The sequence below is a fragment of the Flavobacterium sp. YO12 genome (assembly GCF_004119495.1).
GTDB lineage: Bacteria > Bacteroidota > Bacteroidia > Flavobacteriales > Flavobacteriaceae > Flavobacterium.
Genome location: NZ_NRQU01000049.1, coordinates 17,253 through 35,276, shown reverse-complemented (window position 1 = coordinate 35,276; position 18,024 = coordinate 17,253). Strand labels below are relative to the sequence as shown.

Annotated in this window: 10 protein-coding genes; all 10 read left to right on the top strand. The window is 35.2% G+C overall.

Annotated elements, in window-relative coordinates; genetic code table 11:
- Positions 1-353 precede the first annotated feature (353 nt).
- The 10 genes from BOW55_RS15225 to BOW55_RS15180 all read left to right on the top strand — a co-directional run bounded on the left by BOW55_RS15225 (position 354) and on the right by BOW55_RS15180 (position 17,999).
- On the top strand, positions 354-3,485 hold the full coding sequence (locus BOW55_RS15225; RefSeq protein ID WP_129024807.1) for a TonB-dependent receptor: 3,132 nt from the start codon (positions 354-356) through the stop codon (positions 3,483-3,485).
- 16 nt (positions 3,486-3,501) lie between these two features.
- A complete protein-coding gene (locus tag BOW55_RS15220; RefSeq protein ID WP_129024806.1) occupies positions 3,502-4,974 on the top strand; it encodes a RagB/SusD family nutrient uptake outer membrane protein in 1,473 nt (490 codons plus the stop codon).
- A 29-nt stretch (positions 4,975-5,003) separates the two neighbouring features.
- On the top strand, positions 5,004-6,929 hold the full coding sequence (locus BOW55_RS15215) for an arylsulfatase (RefSeq protein ID WP_129024805.1): 1,926 nt from the start codon (positions 5,004-5,006) through the stop codon (positions 6,927-6,929).
- A 197-nt stretch (positions 6,930-7,126) separates the two neighbouring features.
- Positions 7,127-8,191, top strand: a complete 1,065-nt coding sequence (locus BOW55_RS15210; protein ID WP_129024804.1) for a sterol desaturase family protein — start codon at positions 7,127-7,129, stop codon at positions 8,189-8,191.
- A gap of 69 nt (positions 8,192-8,260) precedes the next feature.
- Entirely contained in the window at positions 8,261-8,977 is a 717-nt protein-coding gene (locus BOW55_RS15205; RefSeq protein WP_129024803.1) for a thioredoxin domain-containing protein, read from the top strand.
- Between the two features lie 191 nt (positions 8,978-9,168).
- Positions 9,169-10,788, top strand: a complete 1,620-nt coding sequence (locus BOW55_RS15200; protein ID WP_129024802.1) for a sulfatase-like hydrolase/transferase — start codon at positions 9,169-9,171, stop codon at positions 10,786-10,788.
- Positions 10,789-10,911: 123 nt separating this feature from the next.
- Complete coding sequence (locus BOW55_RS15195) at positions 10,912-12,174, top strand: YeiH family protein (protein ID WP_129024801.1); 1,263 nt, start codon at positions 10,912-10,914, stop codon at positions 12,172-12,174.
- 213 nt (positions 12,175-12,387) lie between these two features.
- Positions 12,388-14,043, top strand: a complete 1,656-nt coding sequence (locus BOW55_RS15190) for an arylsulfatase (protein WP_129024800.1) — start codon at positions 12,388-12,390, stop codon at positions 14,041-14,043.
- 771 nt (positions 14,044-14,814) lie between these two features.
- On the top strand, positions 14,815-15,573 hold the full coding sequence (locus BOW55_RS15185; protein WP_129024799.1) for a TonB-dependent receptor plug domain-containing protein: 759 nt from the start codon (positions 14,815-14,817) through the stop codon (positions 15,571-15,573).
- 2 nt (positions 15,574-15,575) lie between these two features.
- Positions 15,576-17,999, top strand: a complete 2,424-nt coding sequence (locus tag BOW55_RS15180) for a SusC/RagA family TonB-linked outer membrane protein (RefSeq protein ID WP_129024798.1) — start codon at positions 15,576-15,578, stop codon at positions 17,997-17,999.
- Positions 18,000-18,024: the final 25 nt, after the last annotated feature.

Sequence of the window (18,024 nt, the reverse complement as noted above, 5' to 3'; positions counted from 1 at the left end):
AACGCAAATCATTCGTTTACAATAGATTGTTTTTAAAAATCTAATAAAAAACGAGACTTTTAAATTTCACCACCACATTACATTTTATAGTTCAAACCTCTATTTGCGGCACTAAACAGCTTCAGAAAAGATCTTTGAATATATCTCAATTTTAAAAAAGAAAATAATTAACAACTAAAAAAACTAAAATGAAAATGATGCAAACCTGCTGCTGTAAATAAAAAAAGCCATTTCTGCGGCAACAGAAATGGCGAGGCTTAAAGAATATTTATCACTAGATCAAGGACACATTAGAGAGTTGAAAAATCAACTTTCAGGGCGCCTTGTTAATTACTAAAAACCATTACAAAGAAATGAAAAAAAATATAAATCTCATTTTATGGGTTACTTTTTTGTTAACATCCCTGCAATTTCAGGCACAAAATACGAAACCATTAATACAATCTAAACTCGACGGAACTGTAGTTGACGACATTACAAATCAGCCCATCATTGGGGCATCAATAAACATTAAAGGTACAACTCACGGAGTTGTAACGGATGCTGAAGGTAAATTCTACTTTCAAACTGGTCAAAAATTACCTTACACTTTAATAATAACCTACATCGGTTACAAAAAAACTGAAATAATTGTAGACAAAAATCCTGTAATTATTCATTTAAAAGAGGAACGACAGGAGCTGGACGAACTGGTAGTTGTTGGGTACGGAACTCAAAAAAGAAAAGATATTACGGGTTCTGTAGCCTCTGTACCAAAAGCAAATCTCTCTCAAGTAACCTCATCTGCAGATAATTTATTAAGAGGTGCTGTTGCAGGAGTTGTTGTAACGCAAAGCTCTGGAAGACCCGGCGCATCATCAAGTGTACGTATTAGAGGAGGAAACTCGATTACGGCGGGTAACGAACCTCTTTATGTTGTAGATGGAATTTTAATTTACAATGACAACAGCAACAGTTCAGCGGGAGTATCATTTGCAGGTGCCAGCTTAAATGTATTGTCTACCATAAACCCAGTTGATATAGAATCTATTGAGGTGCTAAAAGATGCTTCGGCTACAGCAATTTATGGTTCTAGAGGTGCAAATGGTGTCGTTATTATTACAACTAAAAAGGGAACAAAAGGACAAGATAATATTTCGTATCAAGGTTATTTTGGATTTCAAAATGTTTCGAAAAAACTTAACGTAATGAACGCCAGCGAATGGGCAAGTTTACGAAATGATGTTCAGGCAAGTATTGGACAAGCACCTTCATTTTCTCCTGCACAAATCGAAGCTTTTAAAAACTCTGGAAGTTACGATTGGCAATCAGCGGCTTTTAGAACTGCGGCTCCAGTACAAAACCATCAATTGTCATTTTCTGGAGGTGATGAAAAATCAAGATATGCAGTATCTGCAGGATATTTTGATCAAGAAGGTATTGTTTTGGGATCTGATTTTAAACGTATATCGCTTCGTATAAACTATGAAAGAAACTATTCTCAGAATTTTAAATTTGGAGTAAACGCAAATTACAGTAATTCGGTTTCAAATGGCGTTGGTACAAATGGCGGCGCGGGAGCAGGAAGAAATCCAAATCCTATTGTAAGCGTTTTGTTAACAGCTCCCGTTGTTCCTATTAAAAATGCTGATGGAAGTTATAATGTAACTAATAACCCTTATGCAACTTCTGTAAATGGTTTTGTTCCAAATCCAATTAATGATTTAGAAAACACCACTAATGAAACTAAAATCAACAGAATTTTAACCAGCTTATTTGGTGAATATAAAATAACCAAAAAACTGGTGGCAAAAGTTGCGGTAAGTGGCGATGTAATTGGGACAAAACAAAATTATTATGCTCCAGCCAATACAACAACCGGAGCGGGAACAAAAGGTTTAGCATCTGTTGGTGACAGAACAGTAAGTTCGGTATTAAATGAAAACACATTAAACTATAACACCAATTTTGGTGAAAACCATAAGTTTTCGGTTTTAGGCGGATACACACTTCAATACACTAAAGGCGAAGTAGTTAATGCAGGTGCAAATACTTTTGTAAATGATGCTAATACTTATAATGCACTTCAGGATGGTGTAGCCGTAAAACCATATAGTGATGCTTTTGAAAGTGTTTTGAAATCATGGTTAACGAGAGTAAATTATTCGTATAGAGGAAAATACAATTTTACATTATCAGCTCGTGCAGATGGTTCGTCTAGATTTGGATCAGAATCACTTTGGGGTTACTTTCCTTCTGCAGGATTCTCTTGGAATATTACTGACGAAGAATTTGCCAATAACATTAAAGGCGTAACCGAAGCTAAATTAAGAATTACAGCAGGAACAACAGGGAATCAAGAAATTGGAAACTACCTTTCGTTAGCTTCTATGGGTTCTGTAAATTATGCTTTTGGAGGAACTTTACAAACTGGTTTAGCTCCTACCCGATTGGCAAATCCTGATTTGAAATGGGAAAAAACAAATCAATACAATGTTGGTTTAGATTTATCCTTACTTGATCGAAAAATCAACTTTGTCTTTGATGTTTATTATAAAAAGACAAACGATTTGTTAATCAACGTTCCAATTCCGTTAACATCAGGATATGCAACAGTATTACAAAACATTGGCGGGGTTGAAAATAAAGGTATCGAGATTGGTTTAACTACTGAAAATATAAAAACGGAGAACTTTTCTTGGAATTCAAACATTGTATTTTCTGCCAACAAAAATAAAGTAACCGCCATAGGAAATGGTGTTGATCAATTTTTTCCAGTTGTACCAAATGGTTCTTTATTGCAGCAACAGCCTGTAATTGTAAAAGTTGGAAAGCCTCTGGGAACTTTCTGGGGATACAAGACAAATGGTATTTTTCAAACGCAGGAAGAGGTAAATACACAGCCAAAAATAAACAGTTTAGCCAATACAAAAGTGGGAGACAGAAGATATGTTGATACTAATGGCGACGGCGTTATTACAGCTCTTGACAAAGGAGATCTTGGAACATCACAGCCAAAATTTGTTGGAAGTTTCAGCAATACAATTTCATACAACGACTTCGATTTGAATTTCTCTTTTCAAGGATCGTATGGCGGAAAAGTATTTAATGCTTTAAACCAGCAATTAGAAATTTCGACTCTTGGTACAAACGCCGCTACAACTTTAGTCGATCGCTGGACACCAACAAATCCAAGCAACGAAATACCTAGAGCGTCAAGTTCTCCTTTAGGGATAGTTTCTGAACGTTACGTTGAAGATGCTTCTTTCTTACGATTAAAATTAATTACGCTTGGCTACACTTTACCAAAGAGTGTTTCTAAAAAATTGGGCACCAAAAGCGTAAAGTTTTATGTCTCTGCCGAAAATCTAATTACATGGACAAAATACACTGGTTATGATCCAGAGGTAAGTTCATACGAACAAAACAACTTATATCCGGGAATTGACTTTGGATCGTATCCAAACTCAAAAACATTCATCTCCGGCTTGAACGTAACTTTCTAAGTAAAAAAAATATAAAATGAAAAAGATTATTATAACATTCCTTTTAAGTGCCGGACTACTGGTATCGTGCACTGAGCTGGAGGTAACACCAACCTCTTTTGTAACCGAAGACAACTATTTTAAAACCCAAGACGATGCCATTGCAAGTGTAACCGCAGTTTATGCTTCTTTAAGCCTTGATCCGGGAGAACAAAGTTTATTTGGTCGAAACCTTTACTTCCTGACTGATATGGCTTCAGATTATGCGGCTGCAGGAGTTTCAGCAACAAATCCGCAGGTGCGAGCATTAAGCAGTTTAACACACGATGCCACTTCAGATCGTGTACAAGTAGCTTGGCGTCAAATTTATGCGGGAATAAACAGAGCCAATGTTTCAATCGATAACATTTCGAAAGTATCAGGTTCAGAAGTTGTTAAAACGAGATTAATCAACGAATCTAAATTTATTCGAGCCTTGCTATACTTTCAAGCAGTTCGTCTTTGGGGCGCAGTTCCAATCGTTTTGCATGAACCAACTTCAATTCAATTAGAAAGTTTAAAAGCAAACAGAAAACCAGTTGAAGAAGTATATGCACAAATCATTGCGGATTTAAAAGATGCCGAAAGTCTGCCTCCAACTTACCCAGCTGCTGATGCAGGCCGTGCAACTTCTGGAGCAGCAAAAGCTATTTTGGCTAAAGTTTATTTAACTCGAAAAGATTGGCCAAATGCTGTTTTAAAAGCTAGAGAAGTTATAAACGGCGGTTATGGATATGCATTGTTTGAAAGTTTTCAAGACATCTTTACGAAAACAAAAAAGAATGGAAAAGAACATATTTTCTCTGTTCAGTTTGAACCAAATCAAGCAGGAAATGGATCTAGCGGAAGTACTTTTCAAGCCACATCTTTTACAGGATTTACTGCGACAGAACCTGCTGATATTATTTCGGATGTAGCCTTGTTCTATGATATTTATGCTGTTGGAGACACACGAAGAGATGTCAGTTATGCCAAACAACTTCCTAATCCAGCAACGGGAACTTTGTACACTTTTCCTAAACCAATTTTCAAAAAGTATTTGGACTTAACCAATTTGGCAACTCCGGGTAACGTAGCAATCAACTTTCCTGTAATTCGCTATGCCGATATTTTATTATCTCTGGCGGAAGCAATCAATGAGCAAGGAACGCCAACTCCCGAAGCGTACGAATTGATTAATCAAGTAAGAAGAAGAGCTTTTGGTAAACCTATAACTACTCCTGATGCAGCAGTAGATTTAAAAGGTTTAACTCAAACAACTTTTAGAGCAGCCATACAAGAAGAGCGCAAAAAAGAATTTGTTCAAGAAGGACAAAGATGGTTTGACTTAGTAAGATGGGGAACATTGGTTACCGAAGTTAAAAAAGTAACGGCTAAAAACTCTGTTTCAGAAAGAAATAACCTCTATCCGATTCCGCAAAGCGAACGAAATATTAACCCTGACGGCTTACCACAAAACCCTGGATATTAATTAACATACAACCAAAAAACGAAGTAAAAATGAAAAATTCAAAAAATAACATCACAATCAAAAGTCCTAAAAAAGGGCTTTTGATTACTGCATTACTTGTCGCACAATTCGGCTTTAGCCAAACAAATCCTAATGCAGAATTTAAAGGTGTAATTGGCAAAACTTTAGCCGAGTCTAAAGAATATTGGCCTGATCCCGTAAAAGCTCCAAAAGGTGCACCAAACATTGTTTGGATATTACTAGACGATGTAGGTTTTGGAGCGTCAAGTGCTTTTGGCGGATTAATTCAAACTCCAACATTTGACAATTTGGCAAACAATGGTTTGCGTTACACCAACTTTCATACTACAGCAATTTGTGCTCCTACCCGTGCCGCATTATTAACTGGAAGAAACTCTGCAAGAGTTCACGTAAGCGGTTTTTCTCACACCGTAATGTCAGCAGGATTCCCAGGCTGGGACGGACGTATTCCATCTGATAAAGGAACGATCGCAGAAATTTTACGTGACAATGGTTACAACACATTTGCAGTTGGTAAATATGGTGTTACTCCAGATGAAGAAGCTACAGATGCAGGACCATTTGACAGATGGCCGACAGGAAAAGGTTTCGAACATTTTTACGGATTCTTAGGTTCGCAAACGGATCAGTACAATCCTGATTTAGTAGAAGATCAGGTTCATGTTAAACCTGATGGACGCCATTTAAGTGAGTTAATTACTGATAAAGCAATTAGTTATATTCAAAAACAACAAAAAGCAGCACCCGGAAAACCATTCTTTTTATACTATGCACCAGGCGCAGTTCATGCACCACATCAAGTTGCTGAAAAATGGAGCGATGCTTACAAAGGAAAATTTGATGAAGGTTATGACGCTTACCGCGAAAAGGTATTGGCTAACCAAAAGAAACTAGGAGTTGTCCCTGCAAATGCCGTTTTACCAGAGCGCAACCCATTAATCACAGATTGGAAAAAACTAACGCCAGATCAAAAGAAAGTATATGCTAGATTCATGGAAGTATATGCAGGTTATTTAACCTATACAGATTATGAAATTGGAAGAGTTGTAAATTATTTAAAAGAAAGCAACCAATTAGACAATACTTTGATTTTTGTTGCTATTGGAGATAATGGCGCCAGTAAAGAAGGGACTTTGCAAGGTACAATTAATCAAAGTTTATTCTCTCAAGGAAAATCTGATGAGCAAAATCTGCAAAGTAATTTAGATAATATTGGAGAAATTGGAACTGCAAAAGGTTTAAATACCAATTATCCATTAGGATGGGCACAAGCCACAAATGTTCCTTTTAAAAACTGGAAACAAGACGCACATTCTGAAGGAGGAACTCGTAATCCGCTTATTGTATTTTATCCAAACGGAATTAAAGACAAGGGCGGTATTAGAAATCAATACAGCCACGTAACCGATTTGCTTCCAACAACTTTAGACATTGCTGGGATAAAAGCGCCAGAATATATTCGTGAAATTAAACAGGATATTATTCAAGGTTCATCATTTCAAGCTTCTTTAGACAATCCAAAAGCCGAGTCGCTGCACAAAGTTCAATATTATTACATTTTTGGAAACAGAGCCATTTATAAAGACGGATGGAAAGCTGCGGCAGCACATTTACCAGATTCCTTTGCTTTGAAAAGTTCTTTAGGCAAAAATGAAAAACCAGAACCAAGCAATTTCGACAATGATGTTTGGGAATTATACAATCTGAACGAAGATTTTAACGAGCGTAATAATCTCGCAAAAAAGTATCCAGAAAAATTAGCCGAGCTTAAAAAACTATTTGATGAGCAGGCAAAAGAAAATAATCTTTATCCGCTGATTGACTGGCAGGATGTTTTTAACCGCAGAATTCATAACAACGGTCAAGACAAAGGCAAAACCTTGCAGGAACTTGCTAGAAAAGCAACGCAATCAGGTTCTGGAGCCACACACTAAAAATAGTAATCAGGTCTTTTTATCAAACTAAAAGACCTGATTCAATTTTGAAATCAAAAAAATAAAACAGCATGAAACGAGTAGATTATATCATTATAGGAAAAAAGATTGTCGTAGGCACAATCCTATTTTTAGTTCCGCTGGCAATATTAGCCGGAGGACTGGCAGTAATTAATCAATTTTTAAAATAAAAAATCATGGCAGCAGTACAAAACTCAAAACTAACAAGAGATTTAGCCATCAGTCTTTTGTTATACACATTGCCCGTTTTGGCAATATATTTATATTTCAAGTTAAGTAATAATCCCGTAACAGAATCGCATCTTACTGTACCTTCTTTTCTAGAATTTGCAAAACCCGCATTCGCCAATATCAGAACTTGGGGATTAACGGTTTTCATGCTTGTTCTGGGAGTTATAGAATTTGCAGCGGGTTTATATGACGATCAGTGGACGGGTGAAGAACGCAAAATTGATATTGTTTCTTTCTTGGCTCCAAAACTACTTTTACCTCCTATTATTGCCTTTTTCAGCTTAACCGTTTTACCTTTTTTAATTCCAAATCTCGAAAACTCATTATCATGGGTTCCGTTTTGGGGAGCATTTTTCCTAATTGCCGTAGCCGATGATTTAACGCAGTATTGGTACCACAGACTTCATCATCAAGTACCTTTTTTGTGGCGTTTTCATAGAACACATCATTCCGCTCCTTATATGGGAATGGCGATGCTTTCTAGACAAAACTTCATTTATACAGTGTTTTTCTCTCAGATATATTTAACCGCAACTTTAACCTATTTAGGTTTAGGATTACCCGCTTTGTTTGTCTTAGTAATAAAAAGTTTTATCACACTTGGCGCACACTCAAGTATTGCTTGGGATAAACCGCTTTACAAATACAAAGTGCTTCATCCTATTGCTTGGGTTTTAGAACGTTTAATTTCTACACCAGCCACGCATCATGCACATCATGCAGATACGAGCGGAGACGGCATTGGACATTTTAAAGGAAACTTTGGGAATATGTTTTTCATTTGGGATGTCATTTTTGGAACTGGATTAATTACCCGAAAATTCCCAAAATCCTACGGAATCAAATCCTATAAACAAGAAGAATGGTATGCACAGTTTTTATGGCCAATATTCAAATCTAAAAAAGAAGGAAGCGCTTTGGCAGAAGGAGTTTTATCTGTTCCGTTAAAACCAAAACCTGTTTTAGCTGCAGATACTCCTGCTCCAATTTTAGAACAAGTTCAATCTTAAGAAACAAAATTAAGCGGTGCATTCAAAATTTAAATTGAATACACTGCTTACTTTTTAAAACTACTGATTATGAAAAATAAAACATTAAGAAACAGCATTGTAGCTCTATTATTACTTTTTACCTTTATAGGGTTTTCACAAAATAAAAGTTCAAACACTATTTCGTTAGAACAGTTTTATGCAAAAATTAAAGCCGAAAAAAATCCGCAGATAATCGATGCAAGAGGTTCTGATGAATTTGCTTTAAATCATATTATTGGCGCCGTAAATTTTAATCTGGAATCAAAAGATTATACTGAACAAATAGCAAAACTAGATAAAACAAAACCTGTATTTACCTATTCTATTGGTGCAGGAAGAAGTGTTTGGCTCGCTGATGATTTATTAAAAAAAGGTTTTAAGGAAGCTTATAGTTTAGAAGGCGGAATTGCAAACTGGATTGGTAACGGAAAACCTTTCTTTTCTAATTCTAAAAGCAAATTAACACTCGCAGAATACAAAAAAATTATTGCCGAAAACAAAGATGTTTTAGTGGATATAGGTTCCGTTTATTGTGGTGCCTGCAAAAAAGTAAAACCAGTTTTAGAAACTATTAAAGCACAATATGGCAATACTTTAAAAATCGTAGAAATTGATCTTGAAGACAGCCCGCAGGTAATTGCCGACTTAAAAACAATAAAAGTTTTCCCTACTTTGATTTTATACAAAAACAGAAAAATTGTATTTAAAAAAGAAGGTTCCGCCGATTTGAAAAACGATGTTGATGCGGCTTTAGCTTCTAGATAATATTTTTTAACACATAGAAACATAGATTTAAAACTCAGCTTAAAGATCATTTAAAGAAATCACGATTTCTTCACATAATGCTATGCGTTTTATTTTAAGTGAAACATCTTTTTCTAGCACTCTAAATACTATGTTTCTATGTGTTTAAAAACAATGTTTTCAAACTTCAAACAGCATTAAAAACTAACCTTATGGCAACCTATAAAAAAACAACCAAGATTATACTATCCATTTTAATAGTGCTTCTTATTTTCGCAGCCTTTTTATTCTGGCCCATCAATACAGATGGAACTCTAATACAACCAGACAAAAAACTGCTTGAAGGAAAAACAAACTTTCTAGCTGAAAAAGTTCCAGCAGACAGCACTTTAAAAAAGCCAAATATCATTATTCTCCTTGCAGATGATTTAGGAAAATATGATATTTCGTTGTACGGAGGAAAATCTACACCAACTCCAAATATCGATTCTCTGGCAGCGTCAGGAGTTACATTTCAAGACGGTTATGTTTCCGCTTCTATTTGTTCGCCTTCGCGTGCGGGAATTTTAACTGGGCGTTATCAGGAACGTTTTGGACATGAATATCAACCCGGAGATCGTTATCCTAAAAATAACTTAGAATATTATGGTTTTAAATATTTAATCAACACCAATAACTGGCGATTAAATGCAAAAATAAAGTATCCGAATGAAGCTTCAATAGCCACTCAAGGTTTACCACAATCTGAAATTACATTTGCCGATCTTGCCAAAAAACAAGGCTACAGCACCGCAATTATTGGTAAATGGCATCTTGGGCACAACAAAGGATTTTTTCCTTTAGATCGTGGTTTTGATTACCATTACGGATTTTATCAAGCGTTTTCACTTTACACTCCCGAAGATGACAATCCAGATATTATTAACCATCATCACAAAGATTTTACCGATAAAATGATTTGGGGAAAAGGCCGAGTTGGCATTGGACAAATTCGTCGTGATACTACAATAGTTCATAATAAAGCGTATTTAACCGAAACATTTGCAGATGAAGCTGAAGCTTTTATTGATAAAAACAAAACCAAACCTTTCTTGCTTTATGTTCCGTTCAATGCGCCGCACACGCCATTTCAAGTTCGTAAAAAATATTACGATCGTTTCCCGAATGTAAAAGACGAAAACAAACGCGTTTATTTTGCTATGATCAGTGCGCTTGATGATGCCATAGGAAGAATTAGAGCAAAAGTAAAAAAAGAAGGTCTGGAAGATAATACACTAATCTTTTTTGCCAGCGATAATGGCGGAGCCGATTATACTTTTGCCACTACAAACGCCCCATTAAAAGCAGGAAAGTTTTCTCATTTTGAAGGCGGAGTTAATGTTCCGTTTGCACTTTCGTGGAAGGGAAAAATCAAACCGCACACGATCTATAAAACTCCTGTAAGCACATTAGATATTTTTAGCACGATTGCCGCTGCCATACATTCTAATTTACCAAAAGACCGAGTTTATGATGGTGTTGATTTAGTAAAAACTGTAAATGAAAACAAGATCGCACACAAAGATTTATACTGGCGTTCCGGCGATGCAAAAGCCATAAGAAGCGGCGATTGGAAATTGATCATAAGCGGAAAAACACATGAAAAATGGCTTTATAATCTTGCTTCAGATAAATCGGAGACAAAAGATCTCGCTCAGCAAAATCAGCAAAAAGTAAAAGAATTAGAAAATGCTTTACAAAACTGGGAAAAGAGTTTGATAAAACCTTTATGGCCAAATCTAACTTATTACGAATTTGATTTTGGAAAACAAAAATACTTTGTCGATTTGTAACCTATAAGCAAAACCAAAATTTAGATGTCCTAACCGGTTTTAAAAACCTGTTAAGCGTTTAGAATCAATAACACATAAATACCTTACAGGTTTTGAAAACCTGTAAGGATAATAAAATAAACAATGTCAACCCAAACCAAAACATTCACCATTCACGAAGATTGGACCGTCGTTATTCTCGGATTTATAATAATCGGACTTTCGCTATTTGTTTTTCTACCCGAAGTTCCCGTTTTCAAATGGTCAAATCAAACCGATTTACTCGCTGATGTCTTCGACGCTGCAAATCTCAAAATTCTCTTATTTCAATTTTTATATCTCATTATCATTGGAGCATTTGGAGCATTTTTAATTGGGAAATCAGTAAAACATTTTCTGTTAGGATTTCCAATAGTTTATCTATTAACCCTTATTGCGCTCATTATTGCTGGAAATACCGACGTAAAAGGACTTAATCTCGAAGCCGTAATTTTTAGTTTAATTATTGGTTTAGCCATCAGCAATTTTTTTAAACTTCCCGATTGGTTCAAATCAGCACTTTCTACCGAAGTATTTGTCAAAATCGGATTGGTTTTATTAGGAACCAGTGTTATTTTTTCAGACATTTTAAAAGCAGGTTCTTTAGGATTAATTCAGGCTCTAATAGTCGTTTTATCCGTTTGGTATTTTGCTTTTTGGCTGTGTAAAAAACTAAAAGTCGACGACGAATTAACGATGATGATTTCGAGTGCTGTTTCGATTTGCGGAGTTTCTGCAGCGATCGCGACCTCGGGTGCCATCAAAGGCGATTCAAAAAAGCTATCCTATGTTATTTCGATTGTATTGGTAACCGCAATTCCAATGATGATTTTTATGCCCATAATTGCCAAATATTTCAATTTTCCCGAAGAAGTTACGGGAGCATGGCTGGGCGGAAGCATCGACACCTCGGGAGCAGTTGTTGCTTCAGGTTCATTAGTTGGCGAAACCGCTCTAAAAATCAGCACTATTGTAAAATTCTCTCAAAACGTATTATTAGGAATTGCTGCTTTTGCAATCTCTGTATATTGGACTTATTCACATAATTCTTCGGCTGAAGCTGCAGCATCTAAACCAACCTTAAAAGTAATCTGGGAACGTTTTCCTAAATTCGTAATTGGCTTTATTGCAGCCTCTTTACTCTTTTCTTTCCTGCTTACAGCCGAAACTAGAGATGAAGTAAAAGACAGTTTAAAAAATCTGCAGGGAATTTGGTTTGCCCTAGCTTTTACAAGTATTGGTCTCGAAACCAATTTTAAAGATTTATTAAACAACAACAGCCGAAAACCTTTATATGCCTTTTTAATTGCACAATTATTCAATGTGATTGTTACGCTGCTTATTGCTTTTTTACTGTTTAATAAATGATTTAATCCTAAATACCTATTTTTTTAAACAGATAGAAACATAGTTTGGATTGTTTATAAAAGTCGTTTCACTCAAAATAAAACATATAGCCAATAATAAAAATAATATCCATTATTGTCATCGCCAAGCCTAACAGAATGAACTAACTAACATGAATATAAACATTATCAAAGTTTCACCTGTCATTTCAAATGCATTAAAATATCAACTAAAATGAAAAAAACACTTATTACATTAAACCTGCTGTTCGTCGCAACAGCTTTAGTTTCGGCACAAAATAAAACAACTCAAGAAACCACAAAACCCAATATTATTTTAATAATGGTTGATGATATGGGATATTCTGATTTAGGAAATTATGGTTCCGAAATTAAAACACCCTATCTCGATAAACTCGCCAGCGAAGGTTTACGTTTACGCGAATTTTACAATAACTCGATTTGCGCACCAACGCGTGCTTCGTTACTTACGGGACAATATCAGCATAAAGCCGGAATGGGATTTTTTGATGTCAATTTAGGACTTCCTGCTTACCAAGGTTATTTAAATAAAGAATCATTGACTTTAGGAGAGGTTTTTCGTTCCGGCGGTTATAGCACTTTACTTTCTGGAAAATGGCACGTAGGATCTGAAGATCAATCGCAATGGCCAAACCAAAGAGGTTTTGATAAATTTTATGGTATTTTAAAAGGTGCTTCAAACTATTTTGATACCAAACCGCTGCCTTTTGGAAAAACGCCATATCCCGTAAAATTGATTCGCAATAATGAAGAATTACATCCAAAAGACGATTCTTATTATTTTACAGATGAAATAGGAAATAATGCTGTCACTTTTCTTGATGAGCAAAACAAAGAGAACAAACCCTTCTTTTTGTATCTCGCTTTTACAGCTCCACATTGGCCTTTACAGGCAAAACCAGTTGATATTGCCAAATACAGAGGAAAATTTGACGAGGGTTGGGATGTTTTAAGAGAAAAAAGAATTGAAAAACTTAAAGCAAACGGAATTTTACCAGCCAATCAAACCGTTGCTCCTAGAGATCCAGAAGTTCCTGAATGGAGTAAATTGTCGTATGATGAAAAACAATTTTGGAAAGCAAAAATGGAGGTTTACGCCGCTATGGTTGACAACATGGATCAAAATGTGGGGAAAGTTTTAAACAAATTGAAAGCTTTAAAAAAGGATAAAAACACTTTAATTATTTTCATTTCAGACAATGGTGCGCAAGGCGGTTTTAATACTTACAATCCGTTAGGGCGAGGTTTAGTTCGAAATGACGGGCCGGTTGGAACTTCTGGATCGTTTGATTATCAAGAGCAAAACTGGGCTTACTTGTCGAACACACCACTACAGCAGTATAAAAACAATATGCATGAAGGCGGTTTTAGTTCGCCGTTTATCGCTTGGTATCCATCAAAAATAAAAGCAGGACGAATCGATAAAGGAACAGGACATATTATTGACCTTGCTCCTACTTTTTATGAATTGGCTGGGATTACTTATCCAACAGAATACAATGGCGTTACCTCAAATCCGTTAGCGGGGAAAAGTTTGCTGCCCGTTTTGTTCGACAATGTTTCTGAAGTAAATCGCGGTGCTCCATTATTTTGGGAAAGAGCTGGAAACAGAGCGGTAAGAGACGGAAAATGGAAACTAGTTTCGACATATCCTGCCTATCAATGGGAACTTTATGATCTTGAAACAGATCGCGGCGAAACAAATAATGTAGCACAGCAAAACCTCGGAATTGTAAATGATCTTTCCGCAAAATATTTTGACTGGGCCGATAAAACAGGTGTTGTTGAATACAGTAAGTTTAAATTAAAAACGGAAGTTATGCCTGGCGGTGCAGCTTTGAAAAAATGATTTTTAAAATTAAAAACAGCTTGCGTCTAGTTTTTCCAGCACATAGAACTTTTATTAATTAATTTAAAGATCAGAATAGCAATTTTCGCATTTCATAAAACATTAAAAGACAGAAAAATAAGTAAAAAAAGATCTCTCAAACTTATTTTTTTGTCTTTTTTTATTTTAAATATTTTATTTTTAAAAACCTATAAATCAGATAATTAAACACAAACCCCTATCATTTTATAAGTATCTGTTTTCTAAATATTTAAATAAAATTTAAAAAACTTTTGGTTTTTATTATATTAAATTTAACTTTGTCTATAGAATTAGTAGAGTTTAAAACTATAAACAACTGTATTTTGAAAACAACCGTTAGCATATCATCTTTTATTCTTCCTAAAAAGTATACCTATAACACTTTTCGTTATATGTGCTTCTGTTGTTAATTCTTCATAAACATTTCGTTTTTAATTGTTTTTTCCACAAAACCTTAAAAACGATTTTCTTAAAGCCTTAGGTTTCTTACTGACATAATTTAATCGTTTTGATTCAATACTTTTTGGATCAATAAGGATTGCTGTATCATAACCATAAATCATCAAAATAATAACTAACACCAACAAACATGACAAAAAACAACCACTTCAACTACACGTAAACACGTTTCTGCGGCAACAGAAATAAGACGGAATTAAAGAATATTTATCACTAAAATAAAACAATGTAGACAAGGGGTTAAACGAACCTCTTTGTGCATTTTTTAATTACAAAAACCTATTACCAAGAATGAAAAAAAGTACAAAACTTATTTTATGGATTAGCATTTTGTTTATCTCAGTTGGAATTAAAGCTCAAAACACAGAGCCTACAATTCAATCTAAACTAAATGGAACCATAGTCGATCAAATAACCAATCAGCCTGTTATAGGTGCTTCTGTAAACATTAAAGGAACCACTCACGGCGTAGAAACAGATTTAGACGGAAAATTTTATTTTCAAACAGGTCAAAAATTTCCTTACACATTACAAATCAGCTATATCGGATATCTTCCTAAAGAAGTTGTAGTAGACGGAAGTCCAATTGTAATAAAACTGACTGAACAGGTAGAAAAATTAGACGAAATTGTTGTTGTAGGATACGGAACTTCGGCAAAAAAAACCTTTACAGGTTCTACTGCAAAAATCGATGCTAAACAAATAGCAAATCGTCCTGCACAAAGTTTTGACCAATTATTGGGCGGTCAGGCATCAGGACTAAATATTGTACAGCCAAGCGGTTCGTTAAACAATACTCCAGTTATTAGAATTCGAGGAATAAACTCTATCACCAGTTCGTTATATCCGCTTATTATTGTTGATGGAGTAACCGTATTTACAGGAACTGCAGGCGGAGCAATTGGCAATAATCCATTATCAGATATTAATCCGAATGATATTGAATCTATCGATGTTTTAAAAGATGCATCGGCTGCGGCAGTTTATGGTTCGCGTGCAGCAAATGGAGTTATTGTAATTACTACTAAAAAAGGAAAAAAGGAAAAGTAAATATTAATTATGATGTTTGGGTAAGCTGGAACAAAGCCAATAATTTACCAAAACTTTTAAACGCTCAGGATTATGTAACCATCAAAAATGAAGCTAGAACAAATGCCGGACTTACACCTGGTTTTGCTTTAGGACAAAATGCTGACGGATCTACACAAGAAACTAATTGGTATGATGTTGCTTATCATACAGGTGTTTCTCAAAACCACAACTTGAGTTTTTCTGGCGCGACAAATTCTACCAACTATTTTGTATCGGCAAACTATTCAGATCAAAATGGTATTTTGAAAACTAACGAATTTAAAAGACAGGGAATTCGACTAAACTTTGAGCAAAAAGTAACTAATTCGTTTATTTTAGGAACTAATTTCTCTTATAATAATACGCTGAATTCAGGACCAAATTCAGGTTCTTCGACTCCCAATTCTGTTGCTTCTTCATCTGGAAACAGTGTTAATACACAATACATAGGATTGCAGCCGCTTGGAAGACTTACTTATATTTTGCCATCAAACGTTTCAGTTTATAATGCTGATGGTTCGTACAACATAAATCCAGCCAACGGAAATATTGGATATGGTCCAAATAGTCCATCATTAGGCGTTTTTAATGCTTACAACCTGCAGACGATTTTAGATTTAGACAAAAATACTTCTGAGAACAATACTTTTATCGGAAGTGTTTATGCGGAACTTGAAATCCTTAAAAACTTAAAATTCAAGACCGTTTACGGCATTAATAATTTTGTTGTCGAAAACAAAGAATTTAGAAACCCATACAGTGGTGACGGCTTTTCAACCAAAGGAGCGGCTACCAATTCGAACACAAAATACCAAAGATCAAACTGGACTAATACACTTACCTACTCTATTGTATTTAATGAAAAACATAATTTAAAAGCGCTTTTAGGACAGGAAAAAAATGTTAGAACAATTGATGGCTGGGGAGCAATAAAAACAGGACTTACAGATCCGTTTTTTACCAGTTTTCAAGGCGGATTTACAACTATAAGCCCTGGTGTTTCGGTTCAAACTGAAAATGTTTTGCTTTCTTATTTCAGCAGTATTGCTTACGATTATGACAAAAAATATTTATTGAATCTTAACTTCAGAAGAGACGGATTATCAGCATTGGCAAGCGGCAATAAATGGGGAAATTTTGGAGGTGCTTCGGTGGGATGGAATATATCTGAAGAAGATTTTTATAAAAACTCGTCTATCAAAGAAGTGCTGAATGCCTTTAAAGTGCGTGCCAGCTACGGAATTGTGGGTAACAGCGAATTGAACGATTATGCTTCGTTATCACAATATACAGCAGGAACTTATGCAGGAGTGCCTACTCTTAACTTCTCTCAATCTGGAAATTCTAACTTAAAGTGGGAAACCAGCAAAAAGTTTGATTTTGGAGTTAATTTGGCTTTATTCAATAATCGAATTACTATTGAAGCAGATTATTATAAAAACAATATCAACGATTTAATTTTAAATGCTCCTCAAGCGTTATCACAAGGAATCCCAAATAACTCTATTGCTGCAAACGTAGGTTCTCTTTACAATAAAGGTTTTGAGCTTACTGTGAATGCGAATATTATTGATGACAATGATTTTCAATGGAATGCGAGTTTGAATTTATCTACGATCAAAAACAAAGTTACTTCTCTTGGAGGATACGGCGATATTTATCCAACAGCTTTGAGCACTTTCGGAATCCAGAATATTACTAGAGAAGGTTATTCGGTAGGTTCAATTTTTGCGGTTCCAACAACTGGAGTAAATCCTGAAAACGGAAACCGAGTTTATGTAAATGCAAATAACGAAGAGGTGCAATACAATGCACTTACAAAAGCTTTTACCTATTTAAACGGTACTGCAGCTCCTGCCATCGACAACTATCGTGACGGACGTATTCAAGGCCCGTCTTTGCCAACTTATTATGGTGGTTTGAACAATAATCTATCTTATCGAAATTTCGATTTAACGATTGGACTTACTTTTTCTGGAGGAAACAAATTGTACAACGGTACAAGATCTACTTTATCAGATCAGCGCTTTTTTAACAACGGAACTTTCATAAAAGACCGTTGGACAACACCGGGACAAGTTACCGATGTTCCAAAACTAGTGTATGGCGATAGTTTTTCTGGAGGTTTCTCATCAAGCAACTCAGCTTATGTTGAAGACGGATCGTATTTAAAACTTAAAAACATCATTTTAAGTTACAGAATTCCAGTTAAAAATGAATTGATTAATAAATACATCTCATCTGCAAAAGTATATGCTCAGGGATCAAATTTATTGACTTGGACTAAATACAGAGGTTCAGATCCTGAGATTTCAATAAACGGAAATTCAATTAATTCTGGAAAAGATCAAAACGTGCCAGCTAACTCATCTGTATTTACATTAGGTCTTAATGTAGGTTTCTAGGCGCTAATTAATTATACCATTAAAT

Coding starts and splice junctions, on each gene's coding strand:
- BOW55_RS15225 (WP_129024807.1), top strand. CDS start 354: ATGAAAAAAAATATAAATCTCATTTTATGGGTTACTTTTTTGTTAACA.
- BOW55_RS15220 (WP_129024806.1), top strand. CDS start 3,502: ATGAAAAAGATTATTATAACATTCCTTTTAAGTGCCGGACTACTGGTA.
- BOW55_RS15205 (WP_129024803.1), top strand. CDS start 8,261: ATGAAAAATAAAACATTAAGAAACAGCATTGTAGCTCTATTATTACTT.
- BOW55_RS15185 (WP_129024799.1), top strand. CDS start 14,815: ATGAAAAAAAGTACAAAACTTATTTTATGGATTAGCATTTTGTTTATC.
- BOW55_RS15200 (WP_129024802.1), top strand. CDS start 9,169: ATGGCAACCTATAAAAAAACAACCAAGATTATACTATCCATTTTAATA.
- BOW55_RS15195 (WP_129024801.1), top strand. CDS start 10,912: ATGTCAACCCAAACCAAAACATTCACCATTCACGAAGATTGGACCGTC.
- BOW55_RS15210 (WP_129024804.1), top strand. CDS start 7,127: ATGGCAGCAGTACAAAACTCAAAACTAACAAGAGATTTAGCCATCAGT.
- BOW55_RS15215 (WP_129024805.1), top strand. CDS start 5,004: ATGAAAAATTCAAAAAATAACATCACAATCAAAAGTCCTAAAAAAGGG.
- BOW55_RS15190 (WP_129024800.1), top strand. CDS start 12,388: ATGAAAAAAACACTTATTACATTAAACCTGCTGTTCGTCGCAACAGCT.